General features: G+C 37.9%; 21 protein-coding genes. 7 read left to right on the plus strand and 14 right to left on the minus strand.

Annotation, left to right across the window (positions count from 1 at the left end):
• Positions 1-56: 56 nt before the first annotated feature.
• The 11 genes from panB to rpoZ form a co-directional block, all read right to left on the minus strand.
• Positions 57-872: a 3-methyl-2-oxobutanoate hydroxymethyltransferase gene (gene panB / locus ACFILT_RS07245; protein WP_375679028.1), complete on the minus strand. Its 816-nt coding sequence runs from the start codon at positions 870-872 to the stop codon at positions 57-59.
• Positions 869-1,729: a pantoate--beta-alanine ligase gene (gene panC / locus ACFILT_RS07250; protein WP_375671825.1), complete on the minus strand. Its 861-nt coding sequence runs from the start codon at positions 1,727-1,729 to the stop codon at positions 869-871. The genes panB and panC overlap by 4 nt, the downstream gene beginning before the upstream one ends.
• Before the next feature lie 23 nt (positions 1,730-1,752).
• Positions 1,753-2,499 (minus strand): DNA repair protein RecO, encoded by a 747-nt coding sequence (gene recO / locus ACFILT_RS07255; protein WP_375631707.1) that lies wholly within the window; start codon positions 2,497-2,499, stop codon positions 1,753-1,755.
• 25 nt (positions 2,500-2,524) lie between these two features.
• On the minus strand, positions 2,525-3,430 hold the full coding sequence (gene era / locus ACFILT_RS07260) for a GTPase Era (protein ID WP_012754937.1): 906 nt from the start codon (positions 3,428-3,430) through the stop codon (positions 2,525-2,527).
• Positions 3,423-4,130, minus strand: a complete 708-nt coding sequence (gene rnc / locus ACFILT_RS07265; protein WP_375634160.1) for a ribonuclease III — start codon at positions 4,128-4,130, stop codon at positions 3,423-3,425. Before rnc ends, era begins: the two co-directional genes overlap by 8 nt.
• Positions 4,111-4,923 (minus strand): signal peptidase I, encoded by an 813-nt coding sequence (gene lepB / locus ACFILT_RS07270; RefSeq protein WP_375611213.1) that lies wholly within the window; start codon positions 4,921-4,923, stop codon positions 4,111-4,113. Before lepB ends, rnc begins: the two co-directional genes overlap by 20 nt.
• Positions 4,924-5,002: 79 nt before the next feature.
• Entirely contained in the window at positions 5,003-5,404 is a 402-nt protein-coding gene (acpS, locus tag ACFILT_RS07275; RefSeq protein WP_375634162.1) for a holo-ACP synthase, read from the minus strand.
• A gap of 20 nt (positions 5,405-5,424) precedes the next feature.
• Positions 5,425-6,015: a DUF2062 domain-containing protein gene (locus tag ACFILT_RS07280; RefSeq protein WP_375606309.1), complete on the minus strand. Its 591-nt coding sequence runs from the start codon at positions 6,013-6,015 to the stop codon at positions 5,425-5,427.
• A 93-nt stretch (positions 6,016-6,108) separates the two neighbouring features.
• Positions 6,109-6,687, minus strand: coding sequence for an orotate phosphoribosyltransferase (gene pyrE / locus ACFILT_RS07285; protein WP_375679046.1), 579 nt, complete (start codon positions 6,685-6,687; stop codon positions 6,109-6,111).
• 16 nt (positions 6,688-6,703) lie between these two features.
• Positions 6,704-8,929, minus strand: coding sequence for a RelA/SpoT family protein (locus ACFILT_RS07290; RefSeq protein WP_375679823.1), 2,226 nt, complete (start codon positions 8,927-8,929; stop codon positions 6,704-6,706).
• A gap of 128 nt (positions 8,930-9,057) precedes the next feature.
• The gene (gene rpoZ / locus ACFILT_RS07295; protein WP_375679026.1) at positions 9,058-9,456 is read right to left on the minus strand and encodes a DNA-directed RNA polymerase subunit omega; all 399 of its coding nucleotides are present in this window, start codon (positions 9,454-9,456) and stop codon (positions 9,058-9,060) included.
• A 571-nt stretch (positions 9,457-10,027) separates the two neighbouring features.
• Here rpoZ and ACFILT_RS07300 point away from each other — a divergent pair.
• Complete coding sequence (locus ACFILT_RS07300; protein WP_375679871.1) at positions 10,028-10,696, plus strand: uracil-DNA glycosylase; 669 nt, start codon at positions 10,028-10,030, stop codon at positions 10,694-10,696.
• Positions 10,697-10,744: 48 nt separating this feature from the next.
• Here ACFILT_RS07300 and smpB read toward each other — a convergent pair whose 3' ends face one another.
• A complete protein-coding gene (smpB, locus tag ACFILT_RS07305) occupies positions 10,745-11,221 on the minus strand; it encodes an SsrA-binding protein SmpB (RefSeq protein WP_012231306.1) in 477 nt (158 codons plus the stop codon).
• An 18-nt stretch (positions 11,222-11,239) separates the two neighbouring features.
• Complete coding sequence (gene dapA / locus ACFILT_RS07310) at positions 11,240-12,124, minus strand: 4-hydroxy-tetrahydrodipicolinate synthase (RefSeq protein WP_375611210.1); 885 nt, start codon at positions 12,122-12,124, stop codon at positions 11,240-11,242.
• Between the two features lie 250 nt (positions 12,125-12,374).
• On the opposite strand from dapA, the gene ACFILT_RS07315 reads away from it, so the two are divergent.
• A complete protein-coding gene (locus tag ACFILT_RS07315) occupies positions 12,375-14,465 on the plus strand; it encodes a lytic transglycosylase domain-containing protein (RefSeq protein WP_375679025.1) in 2,091 nt (696 codons plus the stop codon).
• Positions 14,466-15,432: 967 nt separating this feature from the next.
• Here ACFILT_RS07315 and ACFILT_RS07320 read toward each other — a convergent pair.
• Positions 15,433-16,203 carry an energy transducer TonB gene (locus ACFILT_RS07320; RefSeq protein WP_375612954.1) on the minus strand — a complete coding sequence of 257 codons (771 nt, stop codon included), beginning with the start codon at positions 16,201-16,203 and terminating at the stop codon, positions 15,433-15,435.
• 243 nt (positions 16,204-16,446) lie between these two features.
• On the opposite strand from ACFILT_RS07320, the gene ACFILT_RS07325 reads away from it, so the two are divergent.
• From ACFILT_RS07325 to ACFILT_RS07345, 5 genes are all read left to right on the plus strand, one after another.
• Positions 16,447-18,624, plus strand: coding sequence for a TonB-dependent hemoglobin/transferrin/lactoferrin family receptor (locus tag ACFILT_RS07325; RefSeq protein WP_375679024.1), 2,178 nt, complete (start codon positions 16,447-16,449; stop codon positions 18,622-18,624).
• Between the two features lie 263 nt (positions 18,625-18,887).
• Positions 18,888-19,931 (plus strand): hemin-degrading factor, encoded by a 1,044-nt coding sequence (locus tag ACFILT_RS07330; protein ID WP_375679023.1) that lies wholly within the window; start codon positions 18,888-18,890, stop codon positions 19,929-19,931.
• A gap of 18 nt (positions 19,932-19,949) precedes the next feature.
• Entirely contained in the window at positions 19,950-20,852 is a 903-nt protein-coding gene (locus ACFILT_RS07335) for a hemin ABC transporter substrate-binding protein (RefSeq protein ID WP_375679022.1), read from the plus strand.
• 5 nt (positions 20,853-20,857) lie between these two features.
• Positions 20,858-21,955 (plus strand): FecCD family ABC transporter permease, encoded by a 1,098-nt coding sequence (locus ACFILT_RS07340; protein WP_375679021.1) that lies wholly within the window; start codon positions 20,858-20,860, stop codon positions 21,953-21,955.
• Entirely contained in the window at positions 21,952-22,785 is an 834-nt protein-coding gene (locus ACFILT_RS07345) for a heme ABC transporter ATP-binding protein (protein ID WP_375679020.1), read from the plus strand. Before ACFILT_RS07340 ends, ACFILT_RS07345 begins: the two co-directional genes overlap by 4 nt.
• Positions 22,786-23,319: the final 534 nt, after the last annotated feature.

Below are 23,319 nucleotides of genomic sequence, written 5' to 3' on the forward strand. Positions count from 1 at the left end.
TTCATTATCAAAATAACAAATTTTCTCTTGTCAAACCTTTCATCTTAAACTGAAGTTTATTTTAGTTTATAAACTTCATTATCCGCTGGGAAAGCACGAGATTTGACATCCTCTGCATAATTCTTTATTGCAGTTTCCATGGCTTGTTCAAGGTCTCCATAACGGCGTACAAATTTTGGCACATGAGAACCATAGCCCAACATATCTTCCATAACCAATACTTGCCCATCACATTGATTGGACGCCCCTATACCGATCGTAGGGATAGAAAGCTTATCTGTCAGTTTCACCGCTAAAGGTTCAACCATTGCTTCTAAAACAACAGCAAAAGCACCTGCCTCTTCAATCGCTGCTCCATCTGCTTCAATTCTTTGCCAATCATTCTCCTTGCGTCCTTGTGTTTTAAAACCACCAAAACGATTCATTGCTTGGGGTGTAAGACCGATATGTCCCATCACTGGAATGCCACGTTTACACAAAAAATCTATTGTTTCGGCTATATAAACGCCACCTTCAAGCTTAACTGCACCACACCCCGTTTGTGCAAGAATGCGCGATGCATTTAAAAAAGCTTGCTCTGGACTTTCCTCATAAGAACCAAAAGGCATATCAATAACAACAAGAGCTTTTTGAGATCCACGCACCACGGCTTTCCCGTGTGAAATCATCATATCTAAATTAACAGGAAGCGTTGTCTCAAACCCATACACAACCATCCCAACGCTATCACCAACCAAAAGGATATCGCAATATGGATCAGCAATCCGCGCAGTATAAGCTTGATAAGCTGTTAAAGAAACAATTGGCTGTTGTCCCTTTCGTGCACGTATTTCGGAAGATGTTATACGCTTTACGGTTTTATGTACACTCATTTTCCACCCTTCTCTTGCAATATATATTGATCAATCAGCCTTATCTCACCAAAGCGGACAGTAAGAAGTAAAACTGCTGGTTTATTCAATGTTCCTTTAACCACGCATAAAGTTTCCATATCCCGTAAATCTATCGCTTCAATGATTGCACGCGTTTCTTGTTGTAAAATATCACGAACAGTTTTGCATAATTTATCAACCGACCGTTCACCTTCATGATAAAGCTTTTCAGCAGCTTTTCCACTTTCAGGAATAATTTTGGCAGCTTTACGATCTTCTAATGTTAAAAGCTGATTGCGTGAAGAACACGCTACACCATCTGACTCCCGTAGAATAGGAACTCCAACGATTTCAATAGGAAAAGCCAAATCTTCAACCATACGCCGAATAATTAAAATTTGTTGAAAATCCTTTTCCCCAAAAAAAGCCTTATCTGGTTGGACAATGTTAAAAAGTTTAGCAACAACGCTTGTTACACCACAAAAATGCCCTGGACGTAATTTTCCCATCAAAATACGTGATAATTTTTTCACTTGTACAATTGTATCATTCCCCAGTGGCCACATTTCATCTACAGAAGGAGCAAAAACACATTCAACACCTACTTCTTTTAACAAAGCACAATCGCCCTTCAAATCTCTTGGATATTGAGAAAAATCTTCTTGAGGTCCAAATTGCTTTGGATTGACAAAAATAGAAACCACTACGCGATCACACATTGCTCTTGCATACTGTACTAATGCAAGATGGCCATCATGCAATGCCCCCATTGTTGGAACAAAACCAATCGAAAAACCTAAACGTCGTTCCTCTGAAGTATATTGGCGGACTTCAGCAATTGTCTTTAAAATTCTCATTTTCCCATTCAATTATCATCAGATCAACCAATTAATGCCTGTACACCAAATTGGCGCTCAAACAATTGTATCAAATTCATGCGCACTGACGGCTGCTTTATATCTCGTGGCTCCCAGACATGACGCATAAGAAAAAAACCCGTCAGTATAAAACCATTTATTATGTCACTAAAATCAGCAGGACGAGTCGTTCTTTGTACAAGAAACTGTGGTAGAATGAGAAGCTTTTTTTTCCAAGGTTCCCCTGCTTCTTCACAGACAGCCCGACCAGATTTTGGTGATACGTAATGAAGCCTTTCCTGACGACCTGTTGCAGCACAACAAGATAAATCAAGACCAAAACCAAGTTCTTCAAGAAGCCGCATTTCAAAACGTACAAGCAATTCTGCATTTACAAATGGTTCATCAAAATTCTGCATAAAAAGGTGTAAAATATCATATAAAATGGGGTGCGGATCACGTTCGGGAAGAAGCCGCAAATGAAACGCTATCAATTGCAAAGCATAAAGTGCTTCTGGTAGACAGATTAATCGTGCCGCATGTAAATCAAGAGCTTCAAGCCGAAAAAGTCCCAAATGTTCGTCTAAACGAGCCCACCATTCAGCCTCCACAAAATTTCCAGGTTGAAGAAGAGCTGCCATGCGACGCGAGCGCCCCCCTTTTACCACTCCCATATAACGACCATGTTCACGTGTCATAATCTCAAGAATAACACTTGTTTCACCATATTGGCGTGTACCAAGTATAACGGCTTGTTCTTTCCACTTCATTTTACTTTAATTATTTTTAAAAATCTTATTTTAAAAAATCCAATCCCATTTCACGATAACGTTCTGGATCGGTATCCCAATTATCGCGCACTTTCACAAAGAGAAAAAGATGCACCTTTTGATCCATAATTTCCATGAGTTCTTTACGTGCTGCTTGACCAATCGCTTTAATTGTATCGCCTTTTGCTCCTAAGACAATTTTTTTCTGACTCTCACGCTCGACATAAATAACTTGATTAATTTTAACGGAACCATCTGAACGCTCTTCCCAGTTTTCTGTTTCAACCGTTGAGGAATAAGGAAGTTCATCATGAAGACGAAGAAAAAGTTTTTCACGCGTAATTTCAGCAGCAAGATGACGCATGGGCATATCAGAAATTTGATCTTCCGGATAATACCATGGCCCCTCCTGCATCATGTTACTCAACGCATGAAGTAAATCCTTGCAACCAGAACCGTTTAGAGCAGAAATCATAAATGTTTGCGCAAACTTTACACGTTCATTTATTTTAGTGGTTAACGCTAGAAGAGATGATTTAACAACTGTATCAACCTTATTAAGAACAAGAACTTTTTCTTGTTTCATATTGTTTACAATATCTAACATCATATCAACTTCATCCGAAAGACCACTTTGAGCGTCAATTAAAACAAGCAGAACATCAGCGCTCTTAGCCCCTCCCCAAGCAGCAGAGACCATGGCTCGTTCTAAGCGCTTATGGGGACGAAAAACACCCGGTGTATCGACCAACACAATTTGCACATCATCATGAATGACAATACCGCGGATTAAAGTTCGTGTTGTTTGTACCTTATGTGTTACAATTGAAACCTTTGTTCCAACCAATTGATTAACCAGTGTCGATTTACCGGCATTAGGCATCCCAATAAGCACAACAAACCCAGAACGCGTTTTCATAACGTCACTCATGATTATTTTTTCCCACTGTTTTCCATACACCCTCTCGTCGCAAAATTTTTTCAGCTGCCATTCTTTCAGCATATCTTTTGGAGCTTCCCTGCCCAATCTCTGAAGCAAACCCAGAAATACTGACCTCTACCATAAAAACAGGATCGTGATCTGGACCTGAACGTTTTATAACCTGATAATGTGGTTGTGCATTGCCTTGGATATGCGCCCATTCCTGTAATTCTGTCTTGGCATCACGTCGACCAGCATCCATTTTCTTTGCCCGACTTTGCCAATATTTTTGAATAAAAGGGCGAACGCTTTCCAATCCTCCATCGAGATATATTACTGCAATCAAAGCTTCCACGACATCTGCATGCATGTTGATAAGTCGACGTCCCTCAAAATTTTTCATCTCAAAACCAACACGGATCATATCAGGAAGCCTCATTTCACGCGCAATATCAGCACATGTCTGTGCATTGACCAGATGATTTAAACGGACTGATAATTCACCTTCACTTGCCTGAGGAAAAAGTTGATACAGCATCTCTGCAATCAAAAGCCCTAAAACCCGATCCCCTAAAAACTCTAGTCGTTCATAATTCCCCTGTTCCGAATCTTGTACACTCGAGTGTGTTAATGCCTTCTTTAACCTCTCTTCATCTTTAAAACGATGCCCCGTCAGCTTGAAAAGCTGATCAATCATGAGACGTTTCATCGTTGTTTCCTTGCTTGATAAGCGGCAAATCATGAACCGTATTTATGAAAGAAAACAAACGTTTCCAACGCACATCAAATGGCCAGCGCCAAATCTGCCAAGCACTTGAACCATTACTGATAGAAAAGAAAATCACGCTCGCGCGACCAATAAGATTTTCTTCTGGAACATAGCCTACATCTAAACGACTATCATCTGAATTGTCGCGGTTATCTCCCATCATAAAGTAATGTCCTTGAGGAACTTCAAAGACTTCTGTATCATCAACTTTCGGGATGAAAGCTAAATCAAGTGTATCATAACTGACACCGTTAGGCATTGTCTCGCGATAAACCTCAACAGGATAGTTAACCTCTGTTATATCAGAATTATCAATCTCCCCCATAAAGTGACGTGAAACAGCCTCATCATTAATATAAAGGACACTTTGACGGACTTGTATACGATCACCTGGTAATCCAACAACGCGTTTTATATAATCAATCTTCGGATTACTTGGTAAGCGAAAAACGACCACATCTCCACGTTGAGGTTGAGATGCCCAAATCCGTCCAGAAAAAAGAGGAGGAGAAAAGGGGATGGAAAAACGAGAATACCCATATGCATACTTAGAAACAAACAGATAATCTCCCACCAACAAAGTAGGACGCATTGAACCGGAAGGAATACTAAACGGCTGGAAAAAAAGTGTCCGAATAAACGCTGCTAAAAGCAAAGCCTGTATTAAAACAGAAATAAATTCACGAAGCCCACCTTTTTTTTCTTTTTTATGCACTTTATCTTTTTGGATCATCACCAACTGCCTTCTCATCACAGATATAATTTTTTTCATCATAATATTCAAATAACAAAAGCACAATCTCTCATGCCATCTATCCACGTGGAAGTGCTTCGATAATAATAAATGCCTGTGCCCAAGGAAAATCATCTGTTATACTAAGATGAATAACTGCATCATGATGAGGAGGTAATAACTTTTGAAGTTGTATTTGCGCACGATTTGTTAATTGCATTATTGGTTTACCAGATGGCAAATTAACTACCCCCATGTCTTTCCAATTGATACCACAAGCGATTCCCGTTCCTAAGGCTTTAGCACATGCTTCTTTAGCAGCAAATCTTTTTGCATAAGAAGAGGAGCTTTTTTTGAGATTTTCAGATCTATTTCTTTCAATATCCGTAAAAATACGTTGGATAAAACGCTCACCATAACGAACCAACATTTTCTCAATACGTCGTATATCAACCAGATCATTTCCAAGACCAATAATCATAAGATATTACCCGATCTTTCTTACGATGAGCGCTTCTTTAAACGCCTTTTTTTTATAATCTTTTGATATCGCTTTTGTTTAAAACGAACCGTTGCTCTGTAAACACCTATATAAGATAAACCACCAAAAACAATACCTAAAAGAGTTCCCCCTAAAATCATAGGACTCATAATTGTGTCCCATGCGCCTTTAAAGAGGAGAGAGAGATTTGACAATGTCAAACCATTAAATAGAGCACGAATTTGCGAAAGAGAAATCTCTTTGACATCGCTAAAAAGTGATAAACAAAAATACCCTACTTTATAATCAGCCATGACAATCAATAAAAATGTGAGTGGATTAGAAAAAATTGTCCCAATGATTGCGGCAGCAAAGTTTGCACGCAAAAGCCAAGAAAAAAATATTGCCAAAATAATATGCAGCCCAAAGAAAGGTGAACAAGCTAAAAAAACGCCAACAGCAACCCCTAATGCTACTTCATGCGGTGTTGCTGATATACGCAAAATACGTTTATGTATGTAGCAAAATGAGCGAGAAAATGAACGACGTGGCCATAACCAAAGTCGAATACGCGTTACAAAATCTATTGGTTCTCGACGACGAAAAAGCATATGACTCTCAATATACATCTTTTGATGATGAAATAATCTATATCATCCAAATTAATCTTTTTAAGCTTTTGCACAAAAAAAATAGAACGACAATTAAATATTTCGACCGCCTGGTTTAATCGCGGGAAGAACAGAAAGCTCTGCAGGAAGTGCATCACTAGCATAAGAGGTTATCTCGTATTCAGCAAGCGCAATCAACGGAACTCCAACATTGACCTTACCACCAGAACGATCAAGGATACATGCACTGGCCAATACCTCTGCTCCTGCTGCAACAAGCGCTTCAATAGTCTCACGAATGGAAAGACCCGTTGTTACAATATCTTCAACAATAACAACCCGTGCACCCTTCTTGATTTCAAAACGACGCAATTCAAAGATGCCATTTACACGCTCTACCCAAAGAGAAGGAACACCAAGGTGACGTGAAGTTTCATAGGAAGGAATAAGACCACCAATTGCGGGACCAACAACATAGTCAATTTTTCCCTCGATAGATTTTTTGATTTTTTCAGCCAATCCACGACATAACTTTTCCGTCAAGTTAGCATGCATGAATACTTTCGCTTTTTGCATATAAGTCGCACTATGGCGCCCCGATGTTAAAATAAAATGCCCTTCTAGAATAGCATCTGCTTGTTTAAAAATATCAATGACATCTTGTGTATTCATTGCAAAATCTTTCTTTTTATCCATGAACCCGCCGTACTGTACTTACTGAACCTGCCTTTTTTAACTGAGAAAAAATACGATTCAAATGTTTTAAATCCCACACTTCCAAATCAATCATAATTTCTGTAAAATCTGGTGCTGTACGGATAAAAGATAAATTTTGGATATTGGCATCGTTAGCAGAAATTATTTGTGTAATTTCAGCCAAAGAACCAGGACTATTTACAACCAAAATATTCATCCGTGCAGGAAAACGTTCATTCATTTGGGCATCAATATCCCAGCGAACATCAATCCATCGTTCTGGCTGATCATCATACGCCATCAAAGCTGAAGACTGTATTGGATAAATAACGATCCCAGCTCCTGGCTGCATAATACCAACAATCCGATCTCCAGGTACTGCTCCTTCCGGTGAAAAACGTACGGGTATATCTCCACGGGTTCCTCTAATAGGCAAGGCTTTAGATTGATGATTCTCGACCTTTGCATTCTTTTCATTTTCTGGAACTTTAAAAATCATACCTTGAGCATTTTCAATATTAAACCAACCTTCTTCCCCAGGCCTAAAAGATGACTTTTGTACCACACGGTGATCTTGATAATCAGGATAAACCGCTTTAATCACATCAGCGGAAAACAGCTCTCCACGCCCAACAGCAGCCAATACATCCTCTACATCTTTACGTGCTAAACGTGGCAAAACTTTCTTCAAAAGGTCTTTTGAAAATTGCTTTCCCATATATTCAAATGAACGCTCGAGAATACGATATCCTAAACCCGAATATTGTTTACGTACCGCTGCACGACTTGCTCGTCGAATAGCTGAACGTGCTTTACCCGTGACAACAAGAAATTCCCATGCTGCTGGCGGAATTTGAGCGTGTGAGCGAATAATATCAACCTCATCACCATTTTTTAATTTGGTCATTAAAGGCATAATACGACCATTGATTTTTACACCCACACAAGAATCACCGATGTCTGTATGGACGGCATAAGCAAAATCAATAGGCGTAGCTCCTTTAGGAAAAGCAATTAATCGACCTTTCGGCGTAAAACAAAAAACTTGGTCTTGAAAAAGCTCAAGTTTTGTATGTTCTAAAAACTCTTCTGGATTATCTCCATCAGACAAAGATTGTATCGTTTGACGCAACCATGCATAGGCATTCGTTTCACTTGATAACTTCACAGTCGAATAATTGGAACCATGCTCTTTATAGATGGAATGAGCAGCAACCCCATATTCAGCAACTTCATCCATAGCAGCCGTTCTAATTTGCAACTCAACACGTTGTCTTGAAGGGCCAACAATTGTTGTATGAATAGAACGATAATCATTTTGCTTTGGTATAGAGATATAATCTTTGAAACGACCAGGAACCATTGGCCATGTCGTATGAATGACACCAAGAGCACGATAACAATCATTCACGGACTCAACAATCACACGAAATCCAAAAATATCGGATAATTGTTCAAAAGAGAGCGCCTTGCTTTCCATTTTGCGAAAGACGGAATACGACTTTTTCTGACGGCTTTTAACATTCGCTTTAATGCCATGCTCGAAAAAAAGTTTTGTCAATTCATTTTCAATTGTGGAAAGCAAATCACGGTTGTGTTTCAATAATTCAGAAAGTCGATTGGTAATCGTACGATAACCTTCTGGATTTAAATAAAAGAAAGAGAGATCCTCTAATTCCTCACGCATATCCTGCATACCCATACGACCTGCAAGTGGCGCATAGATATCCATCGTCTCCTCAGCAATTCGCCGACGTTTATCATCACGCATAACACCAAGGGTACGCATATTATGAAGACGGTCAGCAAGTTTGACTAAAAGAACACGAACATCATCAGAAATAGCAATAAGAAGTTTACGAAGATTTTCTGCCTGTACGGCTTTCTTTGATACAAGATCAAGCTTATTAAGCTTTGTAAGCCCTTCAACCAACTTCCCAATTTCAGAACCAAAAAGCTGATCAATTTCTGCTCGTGTAGCGCTTGTATCTTCAATTGTATCATGCAAAAGAGCAACAGCAATCGTTGCCTCGTCCAACCGCATATCTGTCAAAATAGCAGCAACTTCTAAAGGATGAGAAAAATAAAGATCACCTGATGCACGCTTTTGATGTGCATGCTTTTTCATTGCATAATCATAGGCCCTGTTTAAAAGAGCCTCATCTACGTCAGACTTGTAACGTTGAACACGTCCAACAAGCTCACACTGACGCATCATACGAGCATATCCTTTATCTTTTCACACCTCTAATCTTTATTGAACATGTCCTATCAATAAAAGACAAGAAAAATAATTGCTCCTTACATGACAAGGTATCTTTACTCCTGTAACATAAATTGCTGCAATTAATAATCGTCACTTTTTTCTGGAACAACCAAACCTTCAATACCCGCTAAAAGCTCTTCTTCTGACATATGATCAAATGAAGTACCTTCTTCTTGCGACGACGTATTAAAAACACTTTCAACTTCACCTGAATGGGTAATAAATTCACTTGCCATTTCTGGCTCATCTACTTCCACATGCTTTTGCAACGAATGAATAAGGTCTTCCTTTAAATCAGCAGGCGACAATGTTTCTTCTGCTATTTCACGCAAAGCAACAACTGGATTTTTATCATTATCACGATCAACCGTAATCTGCGCTCCTTGTGAAATCTGACGCGCCCGATGACCTGCTAAAAGTACCAATTCAAAGCGGTTGTCAACTTTATCAATACAATCTTCTACCGTTACGCGGGCCATTTATGCCTCTTTCTCAAATAAAAAAAATTAATAGCGGATAAAGGAGTATATACAATAATCAAAATAAAACACAAGAAAAACAACACAAACTTTTATATTTTTTGATTAAAGAACTTATTTAAAAAAATTCTTGGAAAATTTATAAAAATGTATAACCTATTCATGCTCGTTATCAAAATTTCTTTTAAAAGCATTCCAATAGATTGACTTCAAACAAAGGGAGGTCTTTCTTGACAAAATACTTGTCTGGAGTCCTTATCCTTTTAAAAGGAATACCTGCTGTTTAAACCCTTTGCAATAACAGCAGCCTTATACATACTTTTTATGATAATATCTTTATCTAAAGAGAAAACTTTTTTTCTTTGAACATCATGTGTATTGCACTCTTATTCATCGAATAAATTACTGAAAGATGACCTCTCTTTACACAATAATGAGCAATAAGTTTATATTAAACTTATTTCTAAAAAAGTTTATTTATATTCATTATAGATTGTTTATCAAAACATAACCCGTCATATACGCTATATAAAGACTCAAAAAAATAGAAAAACGATTGATGCCTAACACCATGAATAGCCAATTAACATCACTTTGCCCAGAACCACCCCAAAATTGCAATTTATGTCCTAGGCTTCATCAATTTATCGCTGGCTGGCGTGTAAAAGAACCAAGTTGGTATAACGCACCAGTGCGCCCATTCTTTCCTTATAAAGGGCCAGACACAACACGCCTTCTTATTGTTGGGCTTGCTCCTGGATTACGCGGAGCAAATCGAACTGGACGTCCATTTACTGGTGATTATGCTGGGCACTTACTGTATTCAACTTTAAAAAAGTTTGGTTTTGCCCAAGGAACCTTTGAAGAAAGAGCAGACGATACTCTTGAACTTATTGATGCAGCAATCGTTAACTCTGTTCGTTGTGTTCCACCAGAAAATAAACCCACCGGTGCAGAAATTAACACGTGCCGCTATTTCTTCTCACCTCTTTTAACAAATCTTCCCAAACTTAAAGCCGTTATTACCTTAGGCACCATTGCGCACCATTCAACAATACGTGCCCTTAATGCAAAAGTTTTAGCTCACCCTTTTGGACACGGCAAAATCAATAACATCGGCAGATTACGCATCTTTTCGAGCTATCACTGTTCTCGTTATAATACAAATACTGGACGTTTGACAGACGCCATGTTTCATCAAATCTTTCAAGCAGCAAAAACATACTTAGATCAATGCTAAAACTGTTTTAAAAAGTGCTATAAATAAAGAATATCTAGATCGCATCCATTAGCCATATCTTTTTAAAAGTCTTGCTTTTTCACGTCCCCAATCGCGTTTTTTTTCCGTTTCGCGCTTATCATGAAGCTTTTTCCCCCGCGCTAGAGCGATCTCCAACTTAACGCGCCCTCGTTCATTAAAATAAAGTTTGAGAGGAACAAGTGTCATTCCTTCACGAGACGTTGCATTAAAAAAACGTGCCATCTCACGTTTTGAAAGTAATAATTTGCGCAAACGTCGTGGTTCATGATTAAAACGATTAGCCTGCGTATATTCAGGAATATAGCTGTTTACTAACCATAATTCCCCATTCTCAAAACTCGCATAGCTTTCAGCAATATTGGCATGATTAGAACGTAAGGACTTCACTTCCGCTCCCTGAAGGACAAGACCAGCCTCGAGATTATTAAGGATTTCAAAATTAAAACGTGCTTTACGATTGTCAGCAATTATTTTCCGTACGGGCGCGTTCTTTTTTTTATTCATGGCTTTGTCAATATCATTTTATGCTTTTAAAAGACCAGCATGACTGAGGGCTGCATCAATAATCTTCTTTGTTCTTTCTGTTAATGGAACAATAGGAGAACGCACAGTATCACCACAAAATCCTAATTTTGCAGCAGCATATTTAATACCTGCTGGACTAGGTTCAATAAACAGAGCACGATTAAGAGGCATCAAGCGATCATTTAATTCTCGTGCTGTTTTATAATCACCACGAAAACAAGCGGCTTGAAGCTCTGCACAAAGCTTTGGAGCAACATTAGAAGAAACTGAAATACACCCCATACCTCCATGTGCATTAAAACCTAACGCCGTACAATCATCACCGGAAAGCTGCACAAAATCTTTTCCACACTTTTCACCTTGTTCACTAACGCGCTCAATTCTGCTCGTTGCATCCTTAACACCAATGATATTGTTAAAATCTTGATAAAGGTCTTTCATCGTTTCTACAGCCATATCGATAATAGAACGACCAGGAATATTATAAATTATAATCGGAATAGAAACAGCTTTGGCAATGGAAGAAAAATGCTTGTATAAACCAGATTGATTTGGTCTATTATAATAGGGAGTGACAACCAAAACTGCATCTGCACCAGCTTTTTGCGCGTATTGTGCAAGCTCTACAGCCTCGCTTGTGCTATTTGATCCCGCTCCAGCAACAACAGGAACACGCTTTGCAACCTGCTCAACACACAATTCTATAATCCGCTTATGTTCTTCATGACTTAACGTTGCTGATTCACCTGTTGTCCCAACAGGGCTTACACCGTTAATCCCTTGTGTGATCTGCCATTCAACAAAATCACAAAACGCCTTCTCATCAATCGCGCCCTTGTTATCAAACGGTGTGATAAGCGCAGTTATAGCTCCCTTGAGCATGATAAACTCCCTATAATGTTTGCTTTTATTTTTTTATAATCGCCTTTTATAAATTTTAAATAGAGCATAATCTTGCTCTATCATTGAAGCAAGATGAATTTCAAAAAAAGCCCTCATAAGATGAAAATGCCCCTCCTTAAATGTTGAACATTTCTTTAAAATAAGCCGTCTATATTAACGCGTTTTTCATGCTTGTGTTCTATAAATCCTTAAGTTTTTACAAAAAGCAAGGTCTCAAGGTCTTTTCTCTATGCGTGTATTTTCCACCTCTCTTTTCGTATCAACCTTTACTGCACTTATACTGGCAATAAGAATTTTATTTTCAAGTGGATACGCGCAAACACCCCTTTTGCAAGGGAAAGTACCAATCCCTTTGGTTCGCCCTACTCCCTTTACCGCAAAAGAAGCTCAAGACTCTCTTCAACAGATACACACTACATCACACAATACCGCTACACTTCAGCAACTGAAAACTGGGCTAGATGCACTAGCAAACAACAATATTGCAAAAACAATAAATCTTCGTAATTCAATGGAAAAACATAGCCTTGATCGTCATATTTTGACATGGGCGCTGGGGGTGTCAAACCAAGCTAATATACCCAGTTCTGAAATATTTAATGCAATCAACATGCTAAAAGGATGGCCAGGTATAGAAACGATGCAACGCAATGCTGAACGTGCTTTTCTTAACGAAACCAACGTCACACGCGCAATCATCCAAAAATTTTCTCATCACCCGCCCCAAACAGTACAAGGGATGGCTCTCTTCGCTAAAGCACTTATCGCAACGGGACAAACCACTCGTGCTCAACACGTTATTGCGCCATGGTGGCATAAAACACAGCTTAATGCAAAAGAAGAAGTATTTGTTCTTAAAAATGCAAACGCTGCATTAAAACCTATTGATCATTTGAAACGCATGCAGTTTATGCTGTATGCACATCGTTTTGATTCAGCAGCACGCGTTGCAAAATTAGCCCATGCTCAATCTCTTTTTAATGCTTTTGTGGCCGTTGAAAAAAATGATCCTAGAGCTACACAAAAATTAAAAGCTGTAGAGAGATCATGGCAAAAAGATCCTCTTTTTCAGTTTGCTCGAATACGCCATCTTCGACGAACAGAGCAATATGATGATGCAGCAGCACTCATGATGAAAACATCAAAAGATGCATTCCGCCTTATGAACCCTCATTCATTGTGGAAAGAACAACGTGCCCTTTCTCGTGAAATGCTCGATTTAAACAAACCAAAAATTGCTTATCAACTTGTTGCAATGCACACTGGTATAACATCTGCATTGGCCGTCGATGCTGAGTTTCATGCAGGATGGTATGCACTACGGTTTCTTCATAATCCTAAATTGGCAATGCAGCATTTTTCACGTATTCCTCAACTCTCTTCTTTACCTTTTTATGCATCACGTGGATATTACTGGATGGGACGAACAGCAGAAGCGCTAAAAGAACATCAAAATGCCCAGCAATACTTTCATCGCGCAGCTCATTTTGGTGCAACTTACTATGGTCAATTAGCCGCTGCACGACTCAACCAAAAAAAGCTTAAAGTTTTCTTTCCCAAACCAACAACCGCTGAGCGACAACATTTTAGTGCACGAAAAGCGATCAAAGCAATTCAACGTCTTGAAGCAGCCGGCTATGCTGATTTTGCTAAAATTTTTTATAGAGAGCTCGGAAAAAAAATAGAAAGCCCCGGTGAATTAGCTCTTCTGGCTGTTATGGCAGAAAAAAATGGAGACTATTATACCAGCCTCAAAATTGGAAAAATGGCTGTTTTTCAGGGGAAAAATGTCGGTGCACTCTCTCATCCTCTGGGAGCTATACCAGCTTCTGCTCATATTTCTGTAGAAGAAAAATCGCTTATCTATGCCATTGCACGCCAAGAAAGCGAATTTAATCCAACAGCCATATCAAAAGCAGGTGCACAAGGTATACTCCAATTGCTTCCTACAACAGCAAAAGCACTGGCAAAAAAATACTCAATCGCATGGTCTCCTAAAAAATTTAGCAGTGATGCTCATTATAATGCAACATTAGGTGCTCATTTTCTCAATGAACAATTAGAACGTTTTAATGGATCCTATATACTAACTCTTATTGGCTATAATGCGGGTCCCCGTCGAGTCAATGAATGGATAAAACGTTATGGCGATCCTCGAGGTCAATCTCTCGATAACGTCATTGATTGGATTGAACGTATTCCTTATACAGAAACACGTAATTACGTGATGCGTGTCATGGAAAATTATGGTGTCTACAAAGCAAGACTCACTGGGAAAATAGATATAAAAACCGACTTGCTTTCTGGTCGACGGAAATAATATGCCTTAACTTCCCAAATAGCATTTGAAAGCGTTGATAAGAAGTGTTTTTATTCCTTTTTAAATAGTACCATACCCACTTTCTTAGGACGTATAAGAAAGTAATTTTAATTGATTCAGTATTAATAAATTCGAAATGATGAATTATCATTATAAATCAACAGGTAGTACAAATAATTCATTTCTTCTCAACATAGACGACAATATCATAGAGATTACAAATATAAGAGAAGAGTGAAACAAATAGCTCATCCTTTTACTGTTGCTTATTAGTCAATATTCAAATCTTGTGAAACAGCATCTTTTAAGACTATTTTTCCTGCTTATAACATTTCTATACCAAATAAGAGCACGTTATTATATATATCGTTTGGATTATCTCTGATAACAGAAAGACAGACTCATTGAGTTAGAAAGCCTTAAAGACAAACAATTCTCTTCTGCCCCTTCCCTTTTCATTCGGTTCTACGACTTTGAAATATGTCAATATCTTTTAATGATGAAGATGAAGCTTTGCTTTTTTTCTCATTTTTACATATAAGCTCACATCCTTCACACAAAACAGAGCATCCCTAAATAGTATGTTTTTCTTATTTATATTATTGTTTTATTTTAATGTTTCTAAGCCCATTTCACAACGGTGTATCTAAAAGTACTTACGAAAATCCTCTCACGAATGGTATAAAAATCGATTAGACCTTTAAGTAATAAAAGCTATAGCTCTATCATCCCTTAACTCCCAATGTTGCAAAAGCCCTTTCATTTAGAGCACTCATAAGAAGTATATTCACTGCTTTTTAGAAGTTTTTTATCCATGCTCCTCCTCAACTTGTATCATAAGTAAGCGGATGGTTTTGATTGATTCAACATCAAAAAAATTCGAATAAATTGTATTTGAACTTTCATTAAAATTATAAATAATCATTATAAATCAATATCTTATAAGAAAAGCGCCCCGCATAAAAAATCAGCTAAATATTAGGGATACTCTAATTGTTTTATTCACTTTTGATGGTGGTGGTGGTGGAAAAGAACCAACGCGTCGAAGGGCTGCCATCGCTAATCGATCAAGTTCCGGATCACCAGCAGAGACTGCTACACGACTAGAAAAAATACTCCCCTGCTCATGCACCATAAATTCTAACTTCACCGTTCCTTTTGTACGATTGGTGCGCTGTCCCACAATATAATTTTTTTGCCTTTCTAATTGTGACTGTACCTTTGCTAACCACTCCATTAACAACATATCTTCAAGCCCTGCTGTACCGCCGCCCTTGTTGATGGAAGAAGAACGTACCGCCTTTGCATTGGAGCGCTTTACTACAGCCTTTGGCATCGGTATTGTTTTTTTGATAAACGCTTTATGCTCCACTTTTTGAGGTAGGGGTTCTTCCAAAGGCTTTAAGTCATCTTGTTCTACTATATGCTGAGGTTCTTCCGATTGAACTTCATCCACGGATTCCAATCCTTCTGACTCCTGCTCTAGGAGATCAGACTGTAATACTTCTTGCTCTGTATTAATATCCGACTCTCTATGAATATCTGGCAAGTCTGTATCAACATCCGGATATACAGTTTCTTGCACAAAAGTCAGCATAATCTCCGATGAGAGCAAGCCATTACTTATACCAGTACTTTGAAAATAAAACTGTGCTGCCAATAATACATGCAAAAAGAAAGCCCCAATAAATGCACCAATCCAAAGAGTTAATAATTGTTTCGTATTTGCAAAATTCATCGTTTCTTCTGCCACTATTTTAAGCTTAATATTGGTGTTCAATCTCATTAAAACAGGCTATTTTGAAATTGCAACTTTTTTCTTGACTGATTTTGTCATGTTTAATATGGTCTTCTAATGATTTTGTGCCGTTGTCAAAATCATTCCTGCTTGGCTGGCAAGTTTTAATCAGTGAGTCCAGCCTTTTTGTATTAAAAAAATTTCAAAACAGAGAGGGGATGTTTAAAAGGGTTATGATGTGTTATGCAAATAAGACGAAAAAATATCTATAAAAGCTGTGTAATTTTAAGTGCATTATCGGTCTGTATACCTTCATTTGTTTTTGCACAAAATAAAGATGGAAGTGCTGTCACTGAACTTAAACCAATCCTTATTAAAGGAAAAAAAATAGAAGATGCTTCAAATTCAATAACCATTCTGACTGATCGTAAGAACAACAAGAATATTGATGAAAGACAAATAACTGATGTTTATGATGTGAGTCGTCTTAATCCTTCCGTATCCTATAACTCAGAAAATAACAGTTTCGTTATTCGGGGTTTAGATGCAAACCGTGTTCTTACGACAATGGATGGTATTTCTCTTCCATGGTTTAATGATATATTCCGTGGTGGAGGTGGAAACACAACTTTTGATTTCAATGCTCTTTCTACGTTTGATACTATTCAAGGATCAGATTCTAGTCTTTATGGTTCTGGCGCCTTAGGGGGAATCATTGCGTTGCGTACCCTTGATCCTGAAGACCTGATCGTGGAAGAAAAGAATTGGGGAAGCCTTATAAAAGGTGGTTATAATTCTGTTGATAACAGCTGGCGCATCGATCAAGCTTTTGCTGTGCGTAATTACCGGACATTTTTACTTTTTCAAGGATCTTATGTAGAAGGTCATGAGCGCAAAAATATGGGAACAGTAGAAGGGTATGAGGAACGCACGCGCAAAAACCCTTCTCACTTTGATAAAAATAACTTGCTTTTTAAAATTCATCAATATTTGAGTGATAATCACCGCCTTGGTTTTACCGCAGAGCGTTTTGGTCATAATAGTAACACACATGAATTAAATTCGTCTAAAAGATACGCTCCAGGTTCCGTTTATGAGCAGGATAATAAACTTCGTGAGCGCTTTTCTCTTTCTTATAATTATAATGGTAATGGTGATGCAGTTCTTGATGCGTTTAATGGGCAGCTTTATTGGCAAAGGCAATCAAGTCGTTACGTTATGACAGGCGTTCGTGTTTCAGCTCCCAAAGGGGATTATTTGAGAGATAATTTCTTGCGTAATATCAATTATGGTTTCAATGCTAATGCCCTTAAAAAAGTGGATTTTGGCACTATAAACCATACGTTAAAGTTTGTAATGAATGTTTCGTCATCTAAATTTCATCACTATTTGTTAGGTAAAGACAATTGTCATATAAAAGAATACGCTCGGGGATGTCTTTTTGTTCCTGCTAATCGATCAGATTCACCAGACACAAATGGTTACAATTTAGGTTTTGTTTTTGAAGATGAAATTGGGTTGGTTGATGATCGTTTTCGTGTAACACCGGGAATCCGGTATGATTGGTACAAATATGTTCCTCAGAAAACACCTTCTTATGAGAAAGCACTGATTTCTGATAAATTCCCTCCAGAAAGAAGTGGTTCACGCTTTTCTCCTAAATTACGCGTGGAGTGGGATGTTCGTAATCAAGTAACGCTCTATGCTCAGTGGGCACAGGCTTTTCGTGCACCACGTATTTCAGAACTTTACGTCTCTTATATCAAACCTTCTGCTTATTACGTGAAAGGGAATCCTGATCTTCAACCAGAAACAAGCAATGGGTATGATGTTGGTCTACGGTATGGAAATGTAAATTTCGGTGGTTCCTTCAATGCCTTTTTCAATCAATATAAGAATTTCATAGATACTGAGGATAGAGGGCCATCAGAGGAATTTAGATTTGCGCGTCGGCATTACATGAATCGTTTTCACGTGCAAATTTTTGGTGTTGAGACAAAAGCCCATTTAGTTCTTAAAAATGGTTTTCATAGCAATGTTGCTCTTGCTTATTCACAAGGAAAAGATCTTGATAAAAAGGAGTATCTTAACTCAATTCCTCCTTTGAAAGCAGTTATCGGATTAGGATATGCAAAAGAGGTTTGGGGAAGCGATATTATCCTTACTTTGGCAGCTAAACGTGACAAAGTAGCCGGAGAATCTGATTACCAAAAAATTCCAGGATATCATGTCGTTGATATGACAGGGTGGTGGAAGCCATTCGGTGAAACGGGACCTATTCTAAGAGCCGGTGTTTATAATCTTTTCAATACAAAATATTGGAATGTATCTGAACTTCCTTCAGGTAAAAGTTCAACACCAAAAGATTATTATAGCCAGCCTGGTCGTAACTTTAAAGTGTCGTTTGTACAAAAATTTTAGTCACTTCTGTTAATTATTCGGTCAATAAAATTGTATTGATAAAAGGATTAATTATTGTGTTTCTATTTTCAACATCTTTAAAATTACAAAGATTTGGTAGAAAAGTTTTAATTCTTTCTGTTTTATCGTTTTTTGATTGCTCAGCTGTTGGCGATAGAGTGTTATTTTGTGATAGATTGAACTCTTAAAAGAATTTAATTTATTGCCTTGGAATTGTAAAATTTGAAAGTTAGTTTTTGAGTTAAGTAACATAAGGTAAATTCATGGCACATACAGCTGAAATGATTCTTCGTTTGCGTGAAGAAAAAAAAGAAATGCGAAACCGCGATTTTGCGGTTTCGATTGGTATATCTGAAGCGGAGCTTATTGCGGCTTATTGTACCATTGGAAAAGCAAAAAGGCTACAAACTGATGTTGCTACTCTCTTGGAAAATGCACCTCGACTTGGAACCGTCATGGTCTTAACTCGCAATGAATATGCTGTTCACGAAATAACGGGACGCTTTGAAAAAATTGTTCAAAACGAACATATTCCTATCACACTTGGTGAAATTGATTTGCGTATTTTTACAAAACAATGGAAGTTCGGTTTTGAATATGATGTCGTTATTCTTGGAAAACCTACAAAAAGTCTGCAATTCTTTGATCAACATGGCGTTGCTATTTTAAAGGTCTATTCTAAAGATATGACAAATATGGAAGAGTGGAATAAACTTGTTGAAAAGCTCCTTCTTGAAGATCAGTCTCCTGTTCTTAACATTCTTCCTGTTTCTCTCCCAGCCCAATGTGACATAACAGAATTGGATATTGAGAGTTTTCGGGATCGTTGGCGGAAAATGACAGATGTACACCAACTTCACAAAATTATTTCCGAATTTAAAATTAATCGACATCATGCTGTAAAATATGTTGGTAATGAATTTGCCGATGAATTACAGGTAAATGCTGTTGAAATAATGCTTAACCAAGTCGCACAACAAGAACTGCCAATCATGTGTTTTGTTGGGAATAAAGGGTGTATTCAAATTTTTAGTGGGACTGTAAAAAATATTAAGCAAATGGGACCTTGGCTTAATGTTCTTGATCCAAGATTTGACCTTCATTTACTCACGTCCGGGATTGCTAGTGTATGGCATGTTCGCAAACCTACCCGTGATGGTTATGTCAGTTCACTTGAAGTTTTCGATAAAGATGATGAGATGGTTATTCAATTCTTTGGCGTACGCAAGGAGGGTCAAAAAGAACGTGAAGATTGGCGTTCTTTGTTGAATAGTTTGCCATCATGCCAAGAAAACAGCAGTAACTAAGATAAGATAAGGTTAGACATGTTCATATCTCTTTTACATAGGTTATCAAACCTTTTTCTTACGTGTTTACTGCTCTCTCTTACTTGTTTTTCTAAACAAGTAATTGCTGAACCTGCAACGCGTTTTCCTGAAAATGCTCGAATTGTTTCTATCGGCGGCGCACTTACAGAAATTGTCTATGCATTGGGAGCCCAAGATCAACTTGTCGCTCGTGATAGTACAAGCGTCTATCCACAAGAAGCGCTCAAGCTTCCTGTGCTTGGATATATGCGTGCTCTTTCACCTGAGGGTGTTTTATCACTTGCTCCAGAGGGTATATTGCTTGTTGAAGGAAGTGGTCCCGCTTCAACAATTGATATTCTCAAAAAAACATCAATACCTCTGGTGATCATACCAGAAAACTACTCCCGTGAAAATGTGATAGAAAAGATTCGCCTCGTTGGTCAAGCCATTCATCGCGAAGTGCAAGCCGCGGCGTTAATTGAGAAATTGAAGCGTAATTTTTTAGACAACGATGCGCTTTTGGCGAAAGTAACAACACCAAAGCGTGTTCTTTTTGTTTTCTCTGTGCAAAATGGACGCGTCATGGCATCTGGAACAGGTACTGCAGCTGATAGTATGATCAAACTTTCAGGCGCTATCAATGCTATCACCGATTATAAAGGATATAAACTTCTCAACGGCGAAGCATTATTGAAATCAGATCCTGATGTTATTTTGCTTGTAAAACATGGTGCAAGATCAACCAGCATTGATAAGATTTTAGCCATACCGGCAGTTCAAGCAACAACTGCAGCGAAAAATCATGCCATAAAACAGATGGATGCTATGTATTTTTTGGGATTTGGTCCACGTACTGCAGACGCATCAAGAGAGCTTATTGAGATACTTTATGGTGCACATCAAAACGGTAAGAGCTGATAAAAATGGTAGACGGTACATCCATGATGCATTTACCTAAAGAAAAAGAAGGTAAAAAAATAAACCGTTCAAAGCAGGGAAAAATTTTATTATTAAGCTTAATAATATTCCTTATTTTCAGTATTTTTGGTGGGCTCTTGAATGGTGCAGCAAAGGTTTCTTTCGTTGATCTCCTCCATGTGATACTTACACAAGATTTTTCGGTAAGTAGTAAAACGCGTGATTACCTCGTGCTCATCGACATAAGGCTTCCCCGTGTTATCTTGGGATTATTAATTGGAGCAGCTTTAGCTGTCTCCGGTGTTCTTATGCAAGGGCTTTTTCGTAATCCTCTTGCAGATCCCGGAATTGTAGGTGTATCAGCAGGTGCTGGACTTGGAGCAGTCTTAGCAATTGTTGTCGGCATTGCTTTTCCTGTTTCATTTGCACCTTTTCTAGAGCCTTATAAAGTTATCATAGGTGCTTTTTTTGGTGGACTTTTATCAACGATTATTCTCTACATAATAGCAACGCATAATAGCTTTACCTCTATTGCAACCATGCTGCTTGCTGGTATTGCTCTTGGTGCATTAAGCAGTGCAGTTGTCGGAACATTGATTTTTGTCGCAAATGACCAACAACTGCGTGATATCACTTTTTGGAGTCTTGGCTCTCTTGCGGGCGCTACATGGTTGAAAGTATGGCTCGTTCTCCCTTTTATCGTTATTGGTCTTCTTTTCTCTCCCTTTTTATCACGAGCGCTTAATGCCCTTGCTCTTGGAGAAGCTGTTGCTGGCCATATTGGTTTCCATATTCAACGCGTCAAAAATATTGCTATTCCCCTTGTTGCTCTTATGTGCGGTAGTGCTGTTGCTGTCAGTGGTGGTATTGGTTTTATTGGTATTATTGTTCCTCATATTTTACGTCAACTCATAGGTCCTGATCATCGCTATCTCATTCCTTGCTCTGCTCTCTTGGGAGCAGCATTACTTATTTTTGCTGATATGTTTGCACGCTTAATTGTTGCCCCCGCAGAATTGCCGATTGGGATTGTAACAGCACTTTTTGGTGCACCTTTCTTTCTATGGATCCTTATATGCAAACGAGGAACAGACTTTTCATGATTGAAGCGACAAATATTTGTGTTCAGCGCGGAAAGAAGCAGATTCTTAAACACATTAATCTTCAAGCTAAAAGTGGTGCTTTTACCATTATTATTGGTCCTAATGGATCAGGAAAAAGTACTTTTATCAAAGCTCTGAGTGGTGAAATTCCTTACAGTGGAAAAATAACCTTAAATGGTTATAATGTATGCCAAACAAAAACTCATGTAATGGCAAAAATGCGCGCTGTACTACCACAATCAACAACGCTCGTATTTCCATTCTTAGTCCATGAAGTTGTAGGGCTTGGCCTTTCTGTAAACCAATTTAGCATTGCCAAAGCCGAATTGCAAAATCTTATCCAGAAAGCTTTAGAGTGCGTTGACCTTTCTGATTATGGCAACCTGTATTATCACCAATTATCAGGCGGAGAACAAGCTAGAGTACAACTTGCCCGTGTACTTTGCCAAGTCTGGAAACCTGTTCATAATGGGATTCCTCGCTGGATGATATTAGATGAGCCTATTGCTAGCCTCGATATTCAACATCAAATCATCGTTATGGATATTGCTAAACAATTTGCTCATTCTGGTGGCGGCGTTCTTGCTGTTCTTCATGACCTCAATCTCGCGGCACATTATGCAGATAACATGATCTTGCTCAAGGAAGGTGAGATTTATTGCGAAGGAAATGCAACTAATGTTTTGACAACACAAAATCTCCGCAATGTTTATCATTGTTCTTTAAACGTTTCTGAATTACCTAAAGAAGATATCCCTTTTATACTCCCTCAAACGACATCCTCCTATGAAATTAGATCTCTAAGCTATCGGCTTCAATCTAAAAACTAAAGTCCATAGCAAAATAAAACACGCAAATATTCAAGAATCTTTTTTATTTTTATATGAACTCCTTTTTGTCATCTATCATTAAAAAAGAAGACCAATTACCCTAAAGATATTTTTGGAAAAAAATACCAGTTTAAAATCTTTCAAGATTTTACGTAACTAAAAACATGTGAAGTTTTGTTTTGTTATCAAATTTTTAGATAATACGAATTTATACAACATAAATATGCGTTTTCCCACTCTCTCTATCACTTTTATCTTTATAAAAATGATTCAAGAAATACATACAAATGCCTTTGTTATAATAACGGGTGTATTATTATATCTTCTAAGGACCATATAGAAATCAAGTACCTTTCTCCCCTCCATAAAAGATTTATTTGTAGCTTTAATGGTAATGTTTTCTTTATAACACATATACTTTAGCTTTTTGTATAAATAAATATTGATTTACAATGATATTTTTACTTTTCTCTCTCTATTAAAAAATTGTTTATTGGCATATCATAAAGAATTAACCTATTGAATAAAAAATTT

Source organism: Bartonella sp. AP7XZML, from assembly GCF_042195745.1.
Classification (GTDB): domain Bacteria; phylum Pseudomonadota; class Alphaproteobacteria; order Rhizobiales; family Rhizobiaceae; genus Bartonella.